The sequence below is a fragment of the Nocardia sp. CA-084685 genome (genome assembly GCF_050955785.1).
GTDB lineage: Bacteria > Actinomycetota > Actinomycetes > Mycobacteriales > Mycobacteriaceae > Nocardia.
Genome location: NZ_CP192094.1, coordinates 4,860,266 through 4,880,598 on the forward strand (window position 1 = coordinate 4,860,266; position 20,333 = coordinate 4,880,598).

Sequence of the window (20,333 nt, forward strand, 5' to 3'; positions counted from 1 at the left end):
GCCAGCGGTGACATGGCGGAGGAGATCGCTAAGCTCGAGGCCGAGCCCGGCAAGGACCTCGTCGCCGCCGGAGGCACCGAGTTCATGCACTCCCTGATCAAGCTCGGCGTGGTCGACGAGTACCGCCTATGGGTGCTGCCCGCCGCCACGGGCAAAGGCACGCCGCTGTTTCGCGATGCATGGATGTCATTGGGTGCGCCAGTGGAAAAGTGCACAGCGACACCGATGTGCGGTGGCTACCTACGACGAAAAGATGTCCAGACCGTACTCCGTATATCGAATAGGAAGACAGCCATGACCAGACGCAAGGTGACCGCGAATATCAGCATCACCCTCGACGGTCGCTACAACGGCCCCGGCGGGCCCGCCGACATGGGCGCGATCGTCCCCTACGCGACTACCGACGTCGCACGAAACCACATGAACCGCATCTGGGAGAACGCCACCACGGCAGTGCTCGGCCGTCTGAATGCCCAAGGGTTCCTTGGATTCTGGCCCTCGGTCGCCCAGGACGACAGCGCCGATCCACGCGACCGCGGCTACGCGAAATGGCTGGTCGATACCGAGAAGGTGGTCTTGTCGAGCACCCTGACCGAAGCGCCGTGGAAACGCACCCGCATCGTAAACGCCCCAGCCGCCGACGTCGTCACCGAACTGAAGACCACCGGCGAAGGTGACATCCTCGTCAACAGCAGCGCGAGCATCATCAAACCGCTCCTCGCGGCGGACCTGCTGGACCGGCTCTATCTCATCATCTGCCCCGAGATCGCCGGAGGCGGCCAACGCCTCTTCGACAACGGCCTCCCGGCCTCGAAATGGCAGCTCGCACATCAGGAAACCGGGGACCTCGGCGAGGTCGCCCTCATCTACGACCGGGCACGCTGACCCCCGAGACCGGCGAACAGTCATGCGTCACCGCAGCGCCAGTGCTACTGCCTACCGCACGTCGAGTCGAGTGGTGACCAGCACGCACAACAACTCAGGCAACTTCCCCCACGCCACCTCATTCACCGGGGGTGCATCAGGTCGTTGTGGCGGCATTTCATCCCATGGTTTTCGCCCGTGAGCGGGCCATACACGATGCGGATTTCGCGGCCGTGGTGGCTCCACGAGGTGGCGGGTTCACGCCTGGTGCGCCGCGGCTGCCGCATCGTTCGGGATCCGGGCGTCCAGGGCCTGTGTCGAAGTAGGGGGGCTCCAGTATTAATGGCCCGAAATCGGGCGGATATGGCGTCGCTGCTGTTGGGGTGACTTCGTGGTTGTGCTGCGGGGCGGGGTGGTTGGTCGGGGTGCTGGAGGCTGGGGTTCGTGGCGACACGGGTCTGTCGTCGGAACCTGCGGCGAGTTAGCGATGAATTCCACGGCCCGCCGTCGTCTGATCGGGTAGGAAGCTCACTCTCGAAACCTGCGAAAGAGTCAATTATGTCTGTATCAGTGCTGGATATGTCGATGTCGCTCGACGGGTATATCGCGGATTCCGATGACTTCCTCGGCGGTGAGGGCGGTGAGCGATTGCACCTGTGGGCCGAGGAGACCGACGCGGCCGGGCCGCTCGTCCAGTTCCAGGAGGAGTGGAACGCCGCGGGTGCGGTGTTGTCGGGCCGGCGGACCGCGGAGCTGATGGACCACTGGGGTGGCGATCACAACGGCCAACCGATCTTCGTACCCAGCCATCGCCCGCCTACACCGGCCGCTCGCTGGGGTTATCCGCTGGTGACCTATGTGCGAGACGGCATCGAAAGCGCGATGGCACAGGCGAAAGCTGCTGCTGGGGAGCGGAATGTGCAGATACGCGGCGGCGCTTACACTGTGCGTGAGGCGTTGACAGCGGGGGTGCTGGACGAACTGCAGGTCCATGTGATTCCGGTGTTGCTCGGTCGTGGACGTCGCTTGTTCGACATGTTGCCGTCGGAGATCGAACTCGACATCGTCGAGGTGATCAATACGCCTGCGGCTACGCATATTCGTTATCGCGTCCGACGCTGAATCCAACCCGCTTTCCTGCGGCGACCAGGACGGCCCAACGTCAATCGTAGTTGGCCCCGGTTATATTGCTGCTACGCCATATCCGCCCGATTTTCGGCGAATACTACGGCGACCCAGTAGGCCATTGCCACGTACCCGGACGTTGAAATCTCGTGGAGAACAACCGGAGTCCGTACCAGGCAGCGGCACGGCTTCTCGACCGCTGCGGCGGTGCCGGTCCCACGCGCGCTGCGCGCAGATGGGCGTCGATCCGGAGAACAAAACCTCTACGGAGTTCTCTGCGGCCGAACCTCCGCACCGTGTGATCAGCTAGCCGATTTCGACGACTCGCGCCCACGCCGGTGGTTCGTCCGGAACGTAATCGGGATCGCGTTCGCTCCATGCAGGGGCCCGGCGGAACAGGCCCACGACGGTGCGGCAGCACGGCTTGGTCTCGGGCCAGGGCGTCTGACCGTCGGTGAGGACCACGACGACGTCCGGCCGGGGTTGGGCGCGAAGGGCTTTGGCGAAGCCTGCGCGTAGGTCGGTTCCGCCACCGCCCACCAGCGGTATGCCCTCGGCCGCGCACAGCGGGTGCGCGATCCGGGCGGCCGCGTCGCAGGACAATACGGTGACCAGGTCGCGGCGACCGCTCACCGCGCGGCAGATGGCGGTCACTTCGAGTAGGGCGCTGCCGAGTTCGGCGTCACTGACCGAACCGGAGGTATCGATGATCACGCTGACGCGAGGTGGCGTGCGCCGCAGGCTCGGCAGGATGACACCGGGTACACCGGCCGAGCGTCGCGCGGGTCGGCCATAGGTGTAGTCCTCACCGACCCCGGGCGCGGAGACAGCCGCGCGAAGTGCCGCGCCGAGCAGGTCGCGCCAGGGCTGCGGTGGATGGAAGGCTTCCTGCGCCCAGCGCCGCCATCCTTCGGGCACGTTGCCCGGGCGGCCGACGATGCCCTGCGCCACCCGGAAGCGCACGCCGTCGCGTTCCTGTTCGCTGAGGCCGTCCGCGCCGCGCGGCCCCAGCTCCCATTCGCGTTCCAGGCCGTCGGCGCCACTGCCGCAATCGAGCCACGCCATGCCCGGGGTGTATGTTGCGAACCGGAACTCCCGCAGGTACTCCTCCATGAGTTTGCCTGCGGGCAAGTCGATGTCGGCGGGCAGGATCGCGCCCTCCGGGCGGACCAGTCCGTCGCCGAAGATGTCGTCGTTGATTTCGAAATCCGCGGCGATATTCATACGCAACCGTTCCCCAGGGCCGCTCAGCTCGTGCTCGTGGGCGAAGCGCTCAGCACGGCCGTGGTGGTCGCGCAGCAGGTGCGAGACCTCGTGCACCAAGACCCCGGCCAATTCCTCGACGGGCATGCTGTCTACGAACGCGGGCGAAACGTAGCAGCGCCAATACCGGTCCACACTCATCGTCGGGACGCGGCGCGATTCGACGATGTGCAGAGCGAAAAGGGCGGTCGCCAGGTAAGGCCGGACTCGGACGGCGTACAGCCGGGCCGCGAAGAGCTTTTCCGAATCCAGTTTCTGAACCGCTGCCGGTACCGTCATCGGCTCACCCGCACGAGATCGGCCGCGCGATCGGCGCGCTGCGACACCGTCACCACGCCCGCCAGCTTCTCGATCGACGCTGGCACCTCCCAATTTCCCTGGCGCAGTGTGGCGAGTGTGGTCGCGGGGACAACCACCAGATCCGGCGCACCGGTTTCGATTGCTCTGACCAGCAGCATCCACGCCGCATCCCAGCGGGATCGCTCCGGGCGCTTACGCACCGCGGCGACTACACCGTCGAGCGCGGCCTGGCGCAGATCCCCGCGCTCGGGCAGCTCAGCGCCCGCCGGATCGGCCAGCAGCGTCTCGGGGTCCGGAAGGTCCATCCGGTCCAGGCTGGTCAGCAGCTCGAAACCCGGGCCATCCCCGACCGCGCCCCGAACCAACAGCGACAGCACATCCCTGGAAGACCCCGCGGCGGTGGCGAATGCGATCAGCCGCAGCGTCATCTCCCAACTGCGAGGCGAAGCCCAGGCACCACCCCGGCGCGCTTCACTGCTCGGCATCTGATGCACGAGCTTCGGGCGTGCGGCGAGCAGTACGCACACCGCGCGACGCGCGAAGGCCACTGCCTCCGTGAGCTTTTCCGGGTCGAGCCGCGGCAGTGTCGCGCGCGGCCAGGTGCCGCCGAGACCGCGCACGACCACATCGTGATCGTGCACCCATTGCAGATGCACGAACCGATTGGCCAGCGGCGGGCTCAACTCCCAGCCATCGGCCGCCGACGAGCGCGGGTTGGCTGCCGCCACGATCCGGACGCCTGGCGGTAGCTTCAGTGAGCCGATCCGCCGCTCCAGCACGAGCCGCAGCAGGGCAGCCTGCACGGCGGGCGGCGCAGTGGACAGCTCGTCGAGGAACAGCAGCCCCCGGCCCGCCCGGACCAACCGCACCGCCCAGTCCGGTGGGGCCATCGGAACACCGTGCTCCGACGGATCGTCGCCGACGATCGGCAGACCGGAAAAGTCCGACGGCTCGTGCACGCTCGCGATCACCACCGTCAGCGGAAGATCCAAGGATTCGGCGAGCTGCGTCAGGGCCGCGGTCTTACCGATGCCCGGCTCACCCCACAGCAGCACCGGCAGGTCAGCGGCCACCGCCAAGGTGAGGGCCTCCAGTTGGGTGTTGGGGCCCGGTTCGGTCGTGGTCTCGCCGAGCAGGGTCAGTAGATCAGCGGCGATATCGAGCTGGGAAGTGTGATCCGCGCAGGTGTGAGCAGCGGCGGCCGTGACAGCAGCAAACATATGAATCACCTTGTGTTGTAGGAGGATTAACGGAAACGACGGTGGGAAGTAGTCGCGCCGCCGCGGGCTGTTAGGCAGTCGTGCCGCGCGGCTGTGCGGTGTAGTCGCAAGATCGGAAAGCAGTCGCCGCGCGGCGGAGCGCACTGTTCTGACAGGGTTAGTAGCTCGTCGCGTTGCGCGGGTGCGCGCGGCGATCCCGTGGACGGCGAGCGCCAGGGTTGTTGGGGGCGAGTTGCGATGCGGACAGGCCGGATCGGTAAAGCCCGTAAGTGATTCGCTGTCGCGCGGTGGCTGTCAGTTCGTCGCGGAGAGCTCCGTCGCGCAGGATCGCTTCGGTACCGAGCAGGCCTTCGACGACGCAGATTGCCCCGGCGACGTCGCCATGTGCGAGACGTTCGCGAACACCTGTGAGGCAGTCCGGTTGGCGATGTGCCTGATCGATGGCCTGCAGGCAGGGCAGCGGGGTGCCGGTCAAGGCGGCCAGGAGCTCCTCGCGCCGGATCTCGCCCCGGTCGTGGTCCAGCGCGGACAGCGCACCGTCGACCAAGCCGATTCGATGTTGCTCACCGCCGCATTCCACCAGGTGCGTTCGCTCCGCTTGGATTGGTCCCCGGACGGATTCGCTCGGCGAATAGTCCGGCACCAGCGCCGCGGCGACCAGCGGATGGAGTCGATCGAGCGAGATCATGCCGGTGCGAAGCAGGTCCAGGTCGGGTGGTTGCCAGGTCGCGGCGTCGGGCAGCACCGGAAGCGCGGAGACAGCTCCGGCCGGATATGCCGCCGCACTGCGCAAGCCAGCAGGCCCCAGTTCGGCAATCACCCGTTGCCGGGCACCCAACCGCACAAGGAACGTACTCTCCTGCCGCCCTTCGGAATCGAGTAGGATTCGTGCCTCGGCGGCCCAGCGATCAACGGCGTAGCCACGATCCCACGGCACAATCTCCAGCAGCGTCGGATCTGGCGCCGACCGGTCGGCGCCCGGTTCGGCTCCACACCGTATCCCCAGCTCATCGGCCCTGCGTGCATCCCAGAGGTGACGGTGCAGGTCCATCCGGAAACGTCGGTCCGGCCGGGGATGCGGATGTAAGCCGGTTGCGGTACCGGGCCCATCCCACAGCGCGAGGCCGACCCGCTGCCCGGCATCCGCCCAAGCCGGCGCGGTACGGACCACTAAATGCACGAAACCTGCTCTGCCACCGGGATAACGAGCGAGCGTGATCGTCAATCCCGGCCGGAGCAAACCATCCGGAGCAACCCTCGGCAGGTGCCAGCGCAGCAGATCCGGGGCCAAATGCCGGAGATCGGACCGGACCTCGGCCGCCAACTCCCGGCCGTAAACCCTTGCCATAGAACGTAAATCGACATCGACATCGAAACCGGCGGCCGCACAGGCACCCGCCCAATCCCCGGCGAGTCGCCGAGCGGTAGCGGTCTCGATCATGGAGGGCGGCACGGCGAACTCACGCACACGCGGCCAGAAGGAAAGGCGGGAATCGTCCACATTCGTCTTCGCAGTGAGCATCAGCACTCACCTTGGACGAACGGGACCCCCAATCTGCGATCAGAAAGAATCATCATCGCGTCGATCATAGAGCGCACCACCGGAACTCGCCAAACACGGACGGTTACGTTCCCGATGCCGTAGTCCGCGACCAGGCCGCGGTGGCAACGGCGCCGAACCCACCGCCGAGGAGAGATGTGGTTTATCGCGGATCGGTGGCCGATCCCGGCCGAGGCAGCGCTCGGCGGCTGGCTTCGACGGGGCCGACAGCGCATCAAGGTGCCGGTTTGAAGGCGGCAGGTGTCTCAGTGGGGGCGGCGAACTTTCGCATGGCAGCGGCTGCCGCGTTGTATCCGCTCATCCCGTGCGCTCCCGGCCCTGGTGGGACGGCGGCCGAGCAGATGAACATCCGGTCCGCTACGTGGTAGGGGCGCAGGGTGATGCGTGGTCCGCCGAAGAGCAGTTGGCGAATGTCCTTGTTGCCGGTGAGGATATCTCCGGCCACATAGTTGGGGTTGTAAGCCTGCATGGCGCTGGGGCCGACCACGGTGGTCGCGACGATGCGGTCCCGGAACCCGGGTGCGAACCGTTCGACCGCGTCGAGCAATAGGTCGGTGGCGTCCTCCGAATATCCTTGTGGCACATGAGCGTACAGGTCTATGGGGCGTAGGTTTCCACGTGATCGCTCGGGGTCTGCGAGGTACTGCTGTCCGACCACGATGAAGGGCCGCTCGGGCAGCCTGCCTCGATGGATCGCGCGTTCGGCACGGATCACATCGGCGGCGCTGCCGCAGACGTGCAGGCTTCCCGCTTTGCGGGCGTGCGGGTTGGTCCACGGGATGCCGCCCTCGACAGCCAGACTGACCTTGTAGGCGGCGGGCCCGTGCCGGAATCGCCGGTACGCTCGGGAGACCCGCGACGGCAGCCGGTCTCCGGCTATGTCGGCGATCGCCGCCGGGGCCAGATCGAACATCACGAGGTCGGCTGGCGGCAGTTGATCGAGCGACTCGACCCAGCAGCCGGCCTCGATCTTTCCACCCAGATCTGTCAATGCGGCCGCCATCGCGTCCGCGATGGCACGGGAGCCGCCCACCGCGATCGGCCACCCGTAACGGTGACCAGCGGTGGTGATGCCGAGACCGATTGCCGCGGAAAGGATCTGCTGCTGCGGTTGCCAGCCGTGCGCCATATTCCCGGCGAATAGCGCCCGTCCCTGCTCGGTCCGGAACAGCCGTCCGAGCGCGGCGGCGGGGATCAGGGTGGGGATGCCGAATCGTGCCAATCGCAACGGATATGACGGTATCCGCAGGAGCGGTCGCATGAAATCGGTCGCCAGCAGCTCGTATCCAGCGGCGGGGCCGGCGAACAGGCGGCGCCAGATCGAGCTGTCGGCACCCAGACCCGCGGCGGTGTCCTCGACGGATTGGTACAGCACTCCTGCTGTTCCGTCGTCGAGCGGGTGCACGCAGTCGATTTCCGGCCACGCCCATTCCAATCCGTACCGGGCCGCATCGATTCCGGTCAAGAACGGCGACCCGACGGCCATGGGGTGGGCCATTGAGCAGTGGTCGTGCAGCAGCCCGGGGAGGGTGAGCTCACCGGAGCGGGTACCGCCGCCGATGGTGGCCGCACCCTCGAGCACAGTGACATCGACGCCGTGCCGGGCCAGCGTGACGGCGGCGGCCAGTCCGTTCGGCCCGGAGCCGACGACGATCGCCGTGGTCATCGCACACGCACCGAGGGCAGAACCCGGGTGTCGTCGCGGCGGCGAGGATAGACGGGGAACGGATCGCCCGGCTCCGGCCACGGCTGGCGGGCCAGCATGTCCCCGACCAACACGTAGCCTTCTTCGATGACCCCGGTCCTGGCATCGACGATCCGATATGCCTGACGTTGCCGGTGGATAGGCTGGGATTCGAGAACGACGATGCGCAACTCGCCTTCCTCGAACTGGCAGCGACGCTGCAGCGCTGCCAGCAATTGTTCATTGTGCAGGTGTCCTTCACCGAAGTTCCAGCCCAGCATCGGTCCGGCGACAATCTCTCCGTCGCGGATGGCGTAGTCGTCTTCGTTGTCGACGGCCCGCGTGATCAGACCGTTGAGCGCCCGGCCGTGGGTGTGCATCGATCGCCAGCCCATCCCGCTCTGGATCAGGATGTCGGCGATCTCCGGGCCGTACAGCTTGGTCAACTGAACGACCGGTAGTGCGGCGCTCTTGGTCACCTGCTGCTCGAGCTTCAGCTCGGCATCCCCGCGGAAACACCAGGCGCTGGTGGCCCAGTTGCCGGCGTAGTAGCGCATCGACGTCAGGAACGAAACCCATTGCGGCCGAACATGTCCGAGGATGACAACGAATGTGGAGAACAGGATCAGCGCGAGCACCAGCGGAGATCGAAGCCCCGAGACATGGAGGTAACCGTAGTGTCCGAACAGGTAGAACAGGCTGAAGATGAAGAAGATGTTCCATTCCAGCGGCACGCCCATCGGCACGGTGGAGATGATGTGCAGGTGGAATACCGCCATGAAGATGATCGCCGCCCAGGTCAGCGGCCCGCCATGGCCGAGGAAGACCAGGTAGGCGGGAACCAGGTATTCCACGATAGTGCCGCCGTGGGCCAGCAGGGCCGGGAGCCGGGACGGGCGCAGGTCCTGCGGCGGGTCGCGGTACATCTTGCGCTCGAGCCATGTGATACGCATGACCGGGCTATTGCTCATCATGACCGCTACCACGTGTCCGAAGTGATGGTTGAGCTTGGAGGTCGCCGCACCCCACCACAGTGCCAGCATGACCAGCTTGAATCCGATCATCATGTCGGCGAACGGGACGAAGAACATCAGCAGCATCAACAGGTAGTGCTCGGACCGAGCGGCCAGAAATACCGTCTTGTCCCGCAAACCCAGCACGCCGAGGGCAACAACCAGAGCGACAACGACCGTCGGATCGAGCAGGCCTACGTGACTGCCCGCTACCGGCGCAGCGCCATGACCAGGGGCGAGCAGCGCCCAGATGCCGGATCCGAGGACGACCGCATACAGGACGACGTCGATGATGCCGCGCTCGTCACCTCGGGTGAACGGCACCTTCCCCGGCCACGGCGGCAGGCGCAGGGTGCCGGGGCGCAGGAAGTACAGCAGTCCGCCGATCGGCGGCAGGAACCGCATAGTGAGCGGCCCGAACCCACACCCGAACCCGAGGATTTCGAATAGCAGGGTCCACACGACCAGTTTCTGGTAGACGATCGGCTCGGTCCACCATGAGGTGATGTCGGTGAACGCTCCGAGTCCAGGGGTCAGCGAGATCACCGCTGCCGCGCCGAGAACGTAGAGGGCGCACTTGACGACATAGAGCAGGTAGACGGCGTAAGGAGTGCCGAAGCCGTGCTCGACCCAGTGTTCCGCGACGGTGCGGAGCCGTTCGCCGCGCGGGCGGGTCTTCCATTCGGCGTAGTCGATGTCCGGAAGGTCCGGTTTTGTGAATCCCATGGCAAATTTCTTTCGAGTGGAAACCGAGGGGTGTCAGAGGCGCGCTTCGACCGTGCGGGCGCGCAGAGTCCGTTTGTCGATCTTCCCGACGGGGTTCTTCGGGATCTCGTCGACGGTCACGATTACTTCGGGAATCTTGTACTCCGCCAAGGACTTCCGGAGATGATCGAGCATCTGTTCCGGCTCGACCCCGACCCCATCGCGATAGGACACGAAGGCGACAGGTACTTCGCCGTAAATGGAATGTGGTCGCCCGATCACGGCGGCCTCCAGCACCCGAGGATGGGTGTAGATCGCGGACTCGATCTCCTTGGGGTAGATGTTCTCGCCGCCGCGGATGATCATGTCCTTGATACGGTCGACCAGCGTGAGGTAGCCATCGGCGTCGATGCGGCCGACGTCTCCCGTGTGCAGCCAGCCATCGACGATCACCTTCGCCGTCTCCTCGGGCCGACCCAAATATCCCCGCATCACGGTCGGGCCTTTGATCACGACCTCGCCCGCCGATCCGTCACCGAGGAAATTGCCCTCGCTGTCTACGACGGCGATCTCCTGCCCTGGCAGGGCGATACCGACGGTGCCGGGTTTGCGGACACCGCCGAGCGGAGTGCCCGTGCTCGCGCACGTCCCCTCCGACAGGCCATAGCCCTCGTAGATCGGGACACCGTAGCGCTCCTCGAACCGGGTGAGCAGTTCGACAGGCATCGGAGCCGCACCGCACAGGGCGAACCGGACCGAGGAGGTGTCGGGCCGGATCTCGGCCGGCAGCGCCGACAGCATGGCGTAGATGGCGGGCACCGCCGAGAAAAAGGTCGGCCGCGCTGCCTCGACCCTGTCGAAAAAGGTCCGCGGCGAGAACCGGCCCGCGATAGTGGTCTGGCCGCCGGCGAGCAGCGGCGACAGCACGCTGACCACGATGCCGTTGACGTGGAACAGCGGCAGAATCAACAGACTATGGTCATCAGCGGTCAGCCGCATGCCCGCGACCATCGTCTCGGCCATCGCCATGATGTTCGCGTGCGTCAGCTCGACGCCCTTGGGGCGTCCGGTGGTACCGCTGGTGTAGATGATCAACGCCAGCGCGTCGTTCGAGAACTCGGTCGCCTCCCCACCACCGACGCGGCCTTCGTACCGATCCAACTCTGGCACCGAAAGCCGCTGCGGTGCATGGACATTGCCGGACTCACCGTCATCAACGCAGACCAGTACGCGAGCGCGGGAATCGGTCAGCTGATATTGGACCTCGGCCGGGGTCAGTGACGGGGCGATCGGCGTCGCCGCGGCACCCAGCCGCCAGGTCGCGAACATTGCCACGATCAATTCGAGCCGGTTGGGCAGCATTACGGCGACAACATCGCCGACACCGATCCCCGCCTGCGACAGCCGATCGGCGTACTTCTGCACGAGGTCGAGGAACTCCGCGTTGCTGATCCGCCCCAGGTCGTCGTCGGCAAGACAGGGTTTGGTGGGGAAAATCCCGGCGCGGACATCCGGGAGGGCGGCGAAATGCATGTCGATCTCCTTGCTAACGCAGCAGCTCGCTGGCGTGCATGCCACGTTAGGAAGGTGATGTGACCTGGACCATATCGCGAGCGCATGAAGATGGCCGGAGTGATCGTGCGCACCGCACGACGGATGACTCAGTCGCCCACGGGCTGCAGCACTGTCGACCCCAGCCATCGGCAGGCCAGCAGGGCGACCTCGACGTCCAGCCGGCCCTCCCGCAGTGAATGCCCCAGTACCGCCTCCGCCTTGCGGATCCGGTACTGGACCGTATTGCGGTGCAGTACCAGCCGCTCAGCGGTTGTCTGGAAGCTGCCGTTGGTTTCCAGGAAGACACGCGCGGTCTCGCGCAGCTGTGCCGTGGCATCGTCGTCACGCGCCAGCGACCCAAGGATTTCGCTGATCCACGCTCGCGTGGCGGCCAGATCCGAGCACATCAGCGCGATCGGCCCAACCTGTGCCGAACACGACACCGAGGCACGCTGCGGTGCCGGTGCGGACATCGCGACCGCCTGTGCTTGTGTCGCCTGACGATGGGTCAGTCGGAAGCCCTCCAACCCGGCGGCAGGTCTCCCCACCGTCACCCATGTCGCCCGCGGAGCACTCACCGCGGCGGGATCCACTTCGAGTTCCGGTTGCGGAAGCCACGCCCACAGGGTCGATTCGTCGGCCGGGATCAACAGAGGTTGTCCTTGGCAGGACACCTGCTCGGCGATTGTCGTCGCCACTTGTTTTGCCGCACGCAGTTGATCGACGCCCGCGTCGGACCAGACAACCAGGCCCAAATGGGTTCGGTCGAGCCGATATCCCAGGGCACGCTCGCTGTCACCCTGGTCGACACGCTGCCCGGACAGGATCGAGCGCACCCGAGCGGTGCGGACGGCCATCTGGTTCTGCAGCCATCGGTCCCGCTCGTCCTGGTAGGCGGTCACAACCTGTTGGGAGACCCGATCGATATAGGCGAACGAGCGGTCGGTCATTTCGGCCACCGCCGCTGTGACCAGGTCCAGGTCGTTCGTCGTGGCGGTGATCTCACCGAGCATGTGGTCGTTGAACAGTCGCTGCCCGATGCGGTAGGCCCGCAGCAGCGCGGTGATCGAGGTGCCGCGCTGGGCCATGCGACGGGCGTACTCCAACGCCTCCGCCGGCGCATCGATCTCGTCGATGTCCAGCCCCAGTTCGTAGATATGCAACGCGATCACGACGTTGCCGGTGACGCTGGCGCGCAGAAGTGACTCCACCCGGCTGTCGCCGCGCAGCTCCGGCTCGATCTGGAGCATCTGCTCGGTCAAACGTTCGGATAAGCCAAGCGCATGTCGGCTCAGTCCGCCCGCGATCCGCGCGAGCAATTCTGCGGCGTCGCTCTGCATGTGATCACCTTGCGATATTCACGATGGACCGCGCTCGGACGGACTCGACTTCCGACCGCCCACGATTCGTAGCGCAAGCTCCGCGTAATAGTCGCCGATGTCCTCCGGTGACCAGGAGCCACCCTCGTGATACCAGCGCGCGATATCTATTCCCAGCGAAAGCAGGGCGGTCGCGGCCATGTGGGAATTCGAGTTCTCGAATACCGCGGTGGCGACACCTTGCTGGATCAAGCTCCGGACTTCTCCTTCGATCGCGCGCCGGATTTCCTTGATCTCCTGCTGATGTTCTGGGCTCAGCGCGGCGAGCTCATAGTTGATGATCCGGGCCACGGTGTGGGCGCGTGCGTGATGGATCGTGAATTCCCGCATCAACGCGATCAGTTGGTCGGCGGGGTCTTGCGCCGAAGCGATGGCAGTGCGGATTCGCTCCAGGGTGTCCAGGTGACCGGTGCGCGAGATCTCGTAGAGCAACTCTTCCTTGGAGCGGTGGTACACGTAGATCGCCCCCGTGCTCACCCCGGCGATCGATGTGATGTCGCGGGTCGTCGAGCCGTGGAAGCCGCGTTCGGCGAAGGCAACCACCGCCGCGTCGAGCAGCCGCGCACGGGTCTGGTCCGCGCGCGAGAGATCCTCTGTATCGGTCACCTGGACAGTATGGCTCTACACAGTGAGCACGAGTTTGCCGGTGTTGGCACCGGTGAACAGCATGTTCAGCGTTTCACCGAAGCGGGCGACACCGCCGTCCACGACATGCTCCCTGCTCTTGATCCTGCCTTCGGCCAGCCAACCGGAGATCTCCGCGACCGCCTCGCCGTAGCGGTCCGCATAGTCGAAAACGACGAAGCCCGTCATGGACGCCCGGTGAACCAGCAGCGACATATACCGTGAAGGTCCCGGAGGTAGTTTCTCCGCGTTGTATGCCGAGATCGCACCACAGATGACGACGCGTGCGCCGCGCCGAAGATTGGCAAGCGCGGCATCGAGGATGGCGCCGCCGACATTGTCGAAATAGACGTCGATTCCGTCCGCAGCGACCTCCCGCAGCCGCTGCAGGACGTTCTCGTTCCGGTAGTCGATAGCCACGTCGAAGCCGAGTTCCTCGGTCAGCATCCGACATTTCTCTTGGCCGCCCGCGATCCCGATCACGTTCGCGCCCTTGATCTTTGCGATCTGACCAGCGATGCTGCCGACGGCACCCGCTGCCGCGGAAACCACCACCGTATCTCCGGCCTGCAGCCCACCGACCTCGAGCAAACCGAAATAAGCTGTCATCCCCGGCATTCCGAGCGTTCCCAACCAGGTCGGGCCGCCCGCCGTACTCATATCGACCTTCTGCACCCCGCGGCCATTATGGATCGCGTATTCGGTCACGCCGAAAGTACCGCTGACGACGTCGCCAACGGCGAAGTCCGGATGCGTCGACTCGACAACGGTCGCGATATCCAGCGATCGCATGACCTCTCCGACACCGACCGGCGGCACATACGATCGCACGTCGTTCAGCCAGCCGCGCATCGCCGGGTCGAGGGAGATGAAATCAACCTTGACCAGAATCTGGCCAGGGGACAGCGAGGGTAGCTCCTCGGTCGTCAGGTTCCATGTGTCCGCGTCGGGCAGCCCCGACGGCCGTTTCGCGAGCCGCACCTGCTGGGTTGTTGTCACGTTAACTCCTCTTCTTCGCAGAACAGACCTGGTCAGACAGCGCCGAGTTCCGGGTCGCCGGCCGGAAGCGGGTCGAAGACCGAGATCTCGGCCGGGCCGGTGAGGGCGTTGCCCAGCGCTTGCCCGATCTCGCGCATTGCGGTGCCTCGACCGTGCGCACGCAGGGCCTCTTTCGACGCCCATTTCTCGATCATCACGAAATGGCCCGTTGTCCCTGTCTTCCGGTGCAACGCGTACATGAGGCAGCCCGGTTCGGCGTGCACTGCCGCGGCCGCGGTCGTCAAGGTCTGCTCGACGAGTTCCTCTTGCCCCGGCTCAGCAATCATGGTCGCTACCACTACATACGGATCGGCCACCGGTTACTCCTTTGTATTGGTCGTTCTCGGAAATTTTGCCGATTCAGCAGAATGCGTGCGATTACGACAGGCGCTCGAGCACCATTGCCATGCCCTGACCGCCACCGACGCACATGGTTTCCAAACCGATCTGCTTGTCGTGGAACTGCAGGGAGTTGATCAGCGTGCTGGTGATGCGGGCGCCGGTCATGCCGAATGGGTGACCGACCGCGATCGCGCCGCCATTGATGTTGAGCTTGTCGAAGTCGACACCCAACTCCCGTGCCGAGGGAATGACCTGGGCGGCAAAGGCTTCGTTGATTTCGACCAAGTCGACATCGTCGATGGTCATCCCGGCGCGAGCCAGCGCCTGCTCGGACGCCGCCACCGGCCCCAGGCCCATGATTTCGGGGGACAGCGCGCTGACTCCGGTCGCAATGATCCGAGCCAGCGGCGTCAGCCCCAGCTCGGCGGCCTTGGTGTCGGACATGATCACGACCGCGGCGGCACCGTCATTGAGCGGACAGCAGTTGGCGGCCGTCACCGTCCCGTCGGGCCGGAATACCGGCTTCAGTTCGGCGACCTTGTCCAGGGTGACTCCGGGCCGCGGGCCATCGTCCTTGGCGACAACGCTGCCGTTGGGCAGGGTGATCGCAGTGATGTCACGCGCCCAGAACCCGTTGGCGAGAGCGGCCTCGGCGAGATTCTGACTGCGCACACCGAAAGCGTCCTGTTCGGCACGGGTCACACCGCACAGCTGCGCCACGTTCTCGGCGGTCTGCCCCATCGCGATATAGACGTCGGGCAGCAGACCCTCCGTGCGCGGGTCGGTCCAGAACTCGCCTCCTGCAGCGAATTTCGCGGTCCGGCCGACAGCGTCGGCGAACATCGGGTTCTCGGTGTCGGGCAGGCCGTCAGCATTGCCCTTGACGTAGCGGCTCACTGTTTCCACACCGGCGGAAATGAAGACATCGCCCTCTCCGGCGCGAATCGCGTGCAATGCCATCCGGGTTGTCTGCAAACTCGACGAGCAGTACCGGTTGACCGTGGTGCCAGGCACCCGATCCAGGCCCGCCAGAATCGCGACCACTCGCCCGAGATTGAATCCCGACTCACCGGCGGGCTGTCCACAACCGAGCATCAGATCGTCGATGTCGTTCGGACCGAGGGCCGGCACTTTCGCCAGCGCGGCCTGCACGATCTGCGCCGCCAAGTCGTCGGGCCGGAGCTCTCGCAACGACCCCTTGCCGGCGCGACCGATCGGTGACCGGGCGACAGAGACGATGACGGCTTCGGGCATGACTGTGAACCTTTCACGCAAGTTACTGAGCGCTTGTTAACCTCCCGCCACCATGCTGGACGGATGGGCGATGGTCAATACGTCACAGCAGATAGAGTCTGTGACACATGGCACATTGACGGAGCTGCGGCATAGTCGCTCACCAGTCCGATACATGGCTCTACCTGGTCGTTCGAAACTCGATTCCGAACTCATCTTCATCTTTTCGGGTGGCCGTCCGCTCGCCGAGCCAAAGCCCGTCCGAGCTACAGCAGAAGGGCAGAACGCCCTCCGCCGGGAAACCCCGGATTGAGTTGTCCACTCCAGCCTCCTCGGGAAATTCCAATCCCGCTCGAACACAAACCAATCCGAACTCGACACCACCGCACCACAGCATCGCGGCGCAAGGACGGTCTGTTCCTGCTCACTATGAGCTGAACACTCGAATGAGACCCATTCTTACGCACACCGGTGCATGCAGCCATGATTCCGCTCAGAAATCGCGACCAGCACGCGGCCCGAAATGCCGGTTCCCCGCCCACCTCCAATGCGGCGGGTCTGCTCCTCGACTGCTACAGGTCGCACTGCCCACTGCGATCGCGAAATCCAGAACTTCGTCCAACCCGGACCGGGTAATGGCCGCCAACTGCTCTCGGCGGGATCTACCCAGTAGCCCGACCCCGCCGACTGCGGTGAGAAGGCCCGCTGTGAAGGCGTCGCCCGCGCCGACGGTGTCCACTACGGTGATCTGCGGGGCAACCCGCGTCACCGCCAATTGGGGAGTCAGGGCGTAAGCGCCGTCGGCGCCGAGGGTAACCACAACGAGCGCCGGCCCCCTGGCGAGCCAGTCCCGCGCTACGGCGCGCGGGTCCGCGCCCGGATATATCCATCGCAGATCTTCCGCGCTGACCTTGACGATGTCGGCAAGGCCGACTTGGCGCTCGACCCTGGCTCGTTCGCCGTCGACTGATCCCAGTAGGGAAGGCCGAATGTTCGGGTCCAGCGATATCGTCACCGAACCACTCCTTTGCTGTTTCCGCATCAGGTCTTCGACGACGGCAGCTCCGGGGTATACGGCGGTTGCGATCGATCCGGTGTGCAGGCATAGGCAATCCGGCAGGATTCGCGGCGGTTCGGTGACATCCCAGGCGATCCGGAAGTCGTAGGTGGCGCCACCGTCGTCGTCCAACGCGGCGAGGGCGATGCTGGTCGCCGACGACTGGGCGGGCAAGCGTTGGACAACCACATGGTTTGCCCGCAAATGCTTTCCGACAATGCGACCGGGCAGGTCGTCCACCAGTTGGGTGGCCAGGATGACCTGCGCTCCAAGACGTGCCAGTCCGACCGCGACGTTCGCCGGGCTGCCGCCAGGACGAGATGCGAAGACCTGCGCATCCGACTCGGCGATGAGGTCCAGCAGCGCTTCGCCAATCACTGTGATCACCGGTGTGGTCATCCTTGTGCCGATCAGGACGCGATTCGCGTTCCGTTCACCGGATGGAACAGATGTACTGCGTTGGGGTCGTTGACTTGGAGTGTTACCGTTTCGGCGAGTTTGGCCGGGGCCCGGCTCGCCGAACGGGCGACAAAGGTGAACGGTTCTCCGTCGAGGCCAGTGACCGGCGCACCCGATACGCGCGCATATACATACGATTCGCTACCGAGTTCCTCTACGAGTTCCACGGTGACGGTGAAACCTGTTCCGTCGCGGCTGAGTTCGAGCTGTTCGGGCCGGATGCCGATTGTCACGGTGTCCACGCCCGCTTCGGCGAGGCGGGTCATCTGCTCGCGCGGTAATTGCATTGTGGTACCTGCGATGTCGACGCCGCCGGCGGTGAGGGGCACCCGGAACAGGTTCATCGATGGTGATCCGATGAACCCGGCGACGAACGCGTTCGTGGGCCGGTCGTAGAGCTCGGCGGGGGTGCTGAACTGTTGCAACCGGCCGTCGCGGAGCACCGCCACCCGATCCCCCATGGTCATGGCCTCTACCTGGTCATGGGTGACGTAAACGGTGGTTGTGCCCAACCGCCGCTGCAGCGCGGCGATCTGGGTGCGGGTCTGTACGCGCAATTTGGCGTCGAGGTTGCTCAGGGGCTCGTCCATGCAGAATACCCGCGGCTCGCGCACGATGGCGCGCCCCATCGCCACCCGTTGCCGTTGCCCGCCCGACAGCTTCGCCGGTTTACGGTCCAGGTACGGCGTGAGACCGAGCAGTTCGGCGGCCTCGGCGACCCGGCGTTTGCGTTCGGCCACCGGCACTTTCATCATCTTGAGCGCGAAACCCATATTTTCTCCGACGGTTTTGTTCGGGTACAGCGCGTAGTTTTGGAACACCATGGCGATATCGCGGTCCTTGGAAGACACACCGACCATGTCCTGGCCGTCGATTCGGATGGAGCCGCCGTCGATCTCCTCGAGGCCGGCGAGCATACGCAATGCGGTGGATTTGCCCGAGCCCGACGGCCCGACCAGGACGATGAACTCGCCGTCGGCGATATCGAGGTCGAGGGAGTCGACCGCGAGCGTATCCGCGCCCGGATACACACATGATGCGGAGTCGTAATGGATTGTGGCCATGGGTTTTCCTTACTTGATGGCGCCGAAGGACAGGCCACGCACCAGCTTGTTCTGTGCGAGCCAGCCGGCGAGGACGACGGGCAGGGCGCTGAGCACCGCGGCCGCGGACAGTCGCGCCCAGTACAGGCCTTCGCCGGTGATGAAACCGACCAGGAACACCGGAATCGTCTGTGCCTGTACCGCGGTCAGGTTCACCGCGAAGAAGAATTCGTTCCAGGAGAAGATGACACAGATCAGTGCGGTAGCGGCTATGCCGGGCGAGACCAGCGGCAGGATCACCTCGCGCACCGCGGTCCACAGACTGGCACCGTCCATACTCGCGGCCTCGAGCAGCTCGCCGGGCACCTCCAGGAAGAACGATCGCATCATCCATACCGCGATGGGCAGATTCATCGCGGTGTACAGGATTACGAGTGCCCAAATGTTGTCCAACAGCCCGATATTGCCGACGATCACATATAGCGGCACGATCGCCGCCACGATCGGCAGCATCTTGGTGCCGATGAAGAACATCAGCGCGTCGCGGGTATTGCGCACCGGACGTAGCGACAGCGCGAATGCCGCCGGAATTCCCAGGGCCAGCACGAGAATCGTCGACATCCCGGTGGCGAAGGTGGAATTCAGCAGCGTGGTGCCGATACCGCTGTCGAGGACCGCGGAGAACTGATCCAGGGTCGGGGTGAAGAATAGCTTCGGCGGATCGGTGTAGGCGTCGCCCTCTTGTTTGAATGCGGTCAGCACCATCCACAGCACAGGGAAGAACATTCCGATGCCGATCACCCAGGCCAGCGCACCCCAGAGCATTCCGGCGCGGTTGTGCCGACGACGTATCGGAATCTGCTGTGCCGCAGCGGGTTTGTCGGCGAGCGCAGGCGCGTTCATGCGGCTTCCTCTTTTCCGGTGAAGGACTTGAACAGCAGTCGCAGCGCGAACGTCGCGACGATGGTGGTGGCGATGACGGTGACGACCCCCATCGCCGCGGCCTGACCGATATCGAAACCGAGGAAAGCGCGCTGATAGATATAGAAGGGCAGGTTGGAGCTGGCGATGCCCGGCCCACCCGAGGTCATCATGTACACCGCGTCGAAGGTGTTGACCAAGTAAATCGCCCCCAGCACAGCCCCCAGTTCGATGAACCGGCGCAGATGCGGGAGGGTGAGCTCACGAAAGATCTGCAGTGAGTTCGCGCCGTCGACGCGGGCGGCCTCCGTGATATCGCGCGGCATCGATTGCAGCCCGGCCAGGATCAGCAGCATCATGAACGGCGTCCACTGCCATACCAGGTCCGCCATCACCGCAGGCAGCGGATACTTGCTCACCCAGTCGATCTGGCCGGCGCCGAACGGTTTCAATAGGAAATTCACCAGCCCGAACACCGGATCCAGCATGGTGGTCTTCCAGATCAATGCCGCCGCGACAGGAGTCACCAGAAACGGTGTGATCAGCAGGGTGCGGACGATGCCGCGGCCGAAGAACGCGCGATCGAGCAGCAGTGCCAGCAGGAGTCCGAGGATCACCGAGATGATGACGGTACCGACGATCATGATGACGGTGTTGAGCGCCACCTGCCGGAACTGGCTGTCGCGGAAGACATCCGCGTAGTTCTGTAATCCGATGAAATGGCGCGAGCCCGGCCGGACCAGGTTCCACGATTGCGTCGAGTAGTACAACGTGAAGACGAACGGCACCTGGGTGACCACAACCATGAAGATCAGGGCGGGTAGCAGCGGACCGCGCCTGCGCCAGCCTTCGGCTCGTGCGAGCCGGTCGCGCCGCGCGCGGATCGGCGGTGGCGCTTCTTCCGTAGTCGGTTCGGAAGCCGCTGGCGCTGTGGTGGTTTCAGACATG

17 protein-coding genes are annotated in these 20,333 nt (G+C 65.0%); 2 read left to right on the forward strand and 15 right to left on the reverse strand.

Going from position 1 to position 20,333, the window contains the following annotated elements; genetic code table 11:
- The first annotated feature begins 12 nt into the window (after positions 1 to 12).
- Together ACQP2U_RS21995 and ACQP2U_RS22000 are read left to right on the forward strand one after the other, a co-directional pair.
- Positions 13 to 885, forward strand: a complete 873-nt coding sequence (locus ACQP2U_RS21995) for a dihydrofolate reductase family protein (RefSeq protein ID WP_433709204.1) — start codon at positions 13 to 15, stop codon at positions 883 to 885.
- A 537-nt stretch (positions 886 to 1,422) separates the two neighbouring features.
- Entirely contained in the window at positions 1,423 to 1,986 is a 564-nt protein-coding gene (locus tag ACQP2U_RS22000) for a dihydrofolate reductase family protein (protein WP_433709205.1), read from the forward strand.
- 309 nt (positions 1,987 to 2,295) lie between these two features.
- On the opposite strand, the gene ACQP2U_RS22005 is transcribed toward ACQP2U_RS22000, so the two are convergent.
- The 15 genes from ACQP2U_RS22005 to ACQP2U_RS22075 form a co-directional block, all read right to left on the reverse strand.
- Complete coding sequence (locus tag ACQP2U_RS22005; RefSeq protein ID WP_433709206.1) at positions 2,296 to 3,531, reverse strand: vWA domain-containing protein; 1,236 nt, start codon at positions 3,529 to 3,531, stop codon at positions 2,296 to 2,298.
- Positions 3,528 to 4,772, reverse strand: coding sequence for an AAA family ATPase (locus ACQP2U_RS22010; protein WP_433709207.1), 1,245 nt, complete (start codon positions 4,770 to 4,772; stop codon positions 3,528 to 3,530). Before ACQP2U_RS22010 ends, ACQP2U_RS22005 begins: the two co-directional genes overlap by 4 nt.
- Before the next feature lie 157 nt (positions 4,773 to 4,929).
- Positions 4,930 to 6,294 carry a hypothetical protein gene (locus tag ACQP2U_RS22015; RefSeq protein WP_433709208.1) on the reverse strand — a complete coding sequence of 455 codons (1,365 nt, stop codon included), beginning with the start codon at positions 6,292 to 6,294 and terminating at the stop codon, positions 4,930 to 4,932.
- A 253-nt stretch (positions 6,295 to 6,547) separates the two neighbouring features.
- Positions 6,548 to 7,999 carry a phytoene desaturase family protein gene (locus tag ACQP2U_RS22020; protein WP_433709209.1) on the reverse strand — a complete coding sequence of 484 codons (1,452 nt, stop codon included), beginning with the start codon at positions 7,997 to 7,999 and terminating at the stop codon, positions 6,548 to 6,550.
- Positions 7,996 to 9,756 carry a DUF3556 domain-containing protein gene (locus ACQP2U_RS22025; RefSeq protein WP_433709210.1) on the reverse strand — a complete coding sequence of 587 codons (1,761 nt, stop codon included), beginning with the start codon at positions 9,754 to 9,756 and terminating at the stop codon, positions 7,996 to 7,998. The genes ACQP2U_RS22020 and ACQP2U_RS22025 overlap by 4 nt, the downstream gene beginning before the upstream one ends.
- 33 nt (positions 9,757 to 9,789) lie before the next feature.
- A complete protein-coding gene (locus ACQP2U_RS22030) occupies positions 9,790 to 11,268 on the reverse strand; it encodes a class I adenylate-forming enzyme family protein (protein ID WP_433709211.1) in 1,479 nt (492 codons plus the stop codon).
- A gap of 128 nt (positions 11,269 to 11,396) precedes the next feature.
- Positions 11,397 to 12,629, reverse strand: coding sequence for a PucR family transcriptional regulator (locus ACQP2U_RS22035; protein WP_433709212.1), 1,233 nt, complete (start codon positions 12,627 to 12,629; stop codon positions 11,397 to 11,399).
- Between the two features lie 18 nt (positions 12,630 to 12,647).
- Complete coding sequence (locus ACQP2U_RS22040; protein ID WP_433709213.1) at positions 12,648 to 13,274, reverse strand: TetR family transcriptional regulator; 627 nt, start codon at positions 13,272 to 13,274, stop codon at positions 12,648 to 12,650.
- A 15-nt stretch (positions 13,275 to 13,289) separates the two neighbouring features.
- Entirely contained in the window at positions 13,290 to 14,291 is a 1,002-nt protein-coding gene (locus tag ACQP2U_RS22045) for an NADP-dependent oxidoreductase (RefSeq protein ID WP_433709214.1), read from the reverse strand.
- A gap of 32 nt (positions 14,292 to 14,323) precedes the next feature.
- On the reverse strand, positions 14,324 to 14,647 hold the full coding sequence (locus tag ACQP2U_RS22050; RefSeq protein WP_433709215.1) for a putative quinol monooxygenase: 324 nt from the start codon (positions 14,645 to 14,647) through the stop codon (positions 14,324 to 14,326).
- Between the two features lie 61 nt (positions 14,648 to 14,708).
- Positions 14,709 to 15,926: an acetyl-CoA C-acetyltransferase gene (locus ACQP2U_RS22055; RefSeq protein ID WP_433709216.1), complete on the reverse strand. Its 1,218-nt coding sequence runs from the start codon at positions 15,924 to 15,926 to the stop codon at positions 14,709 to 14,711.
- A gap of 472 nt (positions 15,927 to 16,398) precedes the next feature.
- A complete protein-coding gene (locus ACQP2U_RS22060; protein WP_433709217.1) occupies positions 16,399 to 17,349 on the reverse strand; it encodes a carbohydrate kinase family protein in 951 nt (316 codons plus the stop codon).
- Positions 17,350 to 17,372: 23 nt separating this feature from the next.
- Positions 17,373 to 18,485, reverse strand: a complete 1,113-nt coding sequence (locus ACQP2U_RS22065) for an ABC transporter ATP-binding protein (protein ID WP_433709218.1) — start codon at positions 18,483 to 18,485, stop codon at positions 17,373 to 17,375.
- A gap of 9 nt (positions 18,486 to 18,494) precedes the next feature.
- Positions 18,495 to 19,289: a carbohydrate ABC transporter permease gene (locus ACQP2U_RS22070; protein WP_397030222.1), complete on the reverse strand. Its 795-nt coding sequence runs from the start codon at positions 19,287 to 19,289 to the stop codon at positions 18,495 to 18,497.
- Between the two features lie 74 nt (positions 19,290 to 19,363).
- Positions 19,364 to 20,332 (reverse strand): carbohydrate ABC transporter permease, encoded by a 969-nt coding sequence (locus ACQP2U_RS22075; protein ID WP_433709219.1) that lies wholly within the window; start codon positions 20,330 to 20,332, stop codon positions 19,364 to 19,366.
- Position 20,333: the final 1 nt, after the last annotated feature.

Excerpts from the sequence above, each read along its gene's own strand:
- ACQP2U_RS22005 (WP_433709206.1), bottom strand. The coding sequence starts at position 3,531 with ATGACGGTACCGGCAGCGGTTCAGAAACTGGATTCGGAAAAGCTCTTC.
- ACQP2U_RS22010 (WP_433709207.1), bottom strand. The coding sequence starts at position 4,772 with ATGTTTGCTGCTGTCACGGCCGCCGCTGCTCACACCTGCGCGGATCAC.
- ACQP2U_RS22000 (WP_433709205.1), top strand. The coding sequence starts at position 1,423 with ATGTCTGTATCAGTGCTGGATATGTCGATGTCGCTCGACGGGTATATC.
- ACQP2U_RS22025 (WP_433709210.1), bottom strand. The coding sequence starts at position 9,756 with ATGGGATTCACAAAACCGGACCTTCCGGACATCGACTACGCCGAATGG.
- ACQP2U_RS21995 (WP_433709204.1), top strand. The coding sequence starts at position 13 with ATGGCGGAGGAGATCGCTAAGCTCGAGGCCGAGCCCGGCAAGGACCTC.
- ACQP2U_RS22075 (WP_433709219.1), bottom strand. The coding sequence starts at position 20,332 with ATGTCTGAAACCACCACAGCGCCAGCGGCTTCCGAACCGACTACGGAA.
- ACQP2U_RS22015 (WP_433709208.1), bottom strand. The coding sequence starts at position 6,294 with ATGCTCACTGCGAAGACGAATGTGGACGATTCCCGCCTTTCCTTCTGG.
- ACQP2U_RS22065 (WP_433709218.1), bottom strand. The coding sequence starts at position 18,485 with ATGGCCACAATCCATTACGACTCCGCATCATGTGTGTATCCGGGCGCG.
- ACQP2U_RS22070 (WP_397030222.1), bottom strand. The coding sequence starts at position 19,289 with ATGCTCTGGGGTGCGCTGGCCTGGGTGATCGGCATCGGAATGTTCTTC.
- ACQP2U_RS22055 (WP_433709216.1), bottom strand. The coding sequence starts at position 15,926 with ATGCCCGAAGCCGTCATCGTCTCTGTCGCCCGGTCACCGATCGGTCGC.
- ACQP2U_RS22035 (WP_433709212.1), bottom strand. The coding sequence starts at position 12,629 with ATGCAGAGCGACGCCGCAGAATTGCTCGCGCGGATCGCGGGCGGACTG.
- ACQP2U_RS22030 (WP_433709211.1), bottom strand. The coding sequence starts at position 11,268 with ATGCATTTCGCCGCCCTCCCGGATGTCCGCGCCGGGATTTTCCCCACC.
- ACQP2U_RS22020 (WP_433709209.1), bottom strand. The coding sequence starts at position 7,999 with ATGACCACGGCGATCGTCGTCGGCTCCGGGCCGAACGGACTGGCCGCC.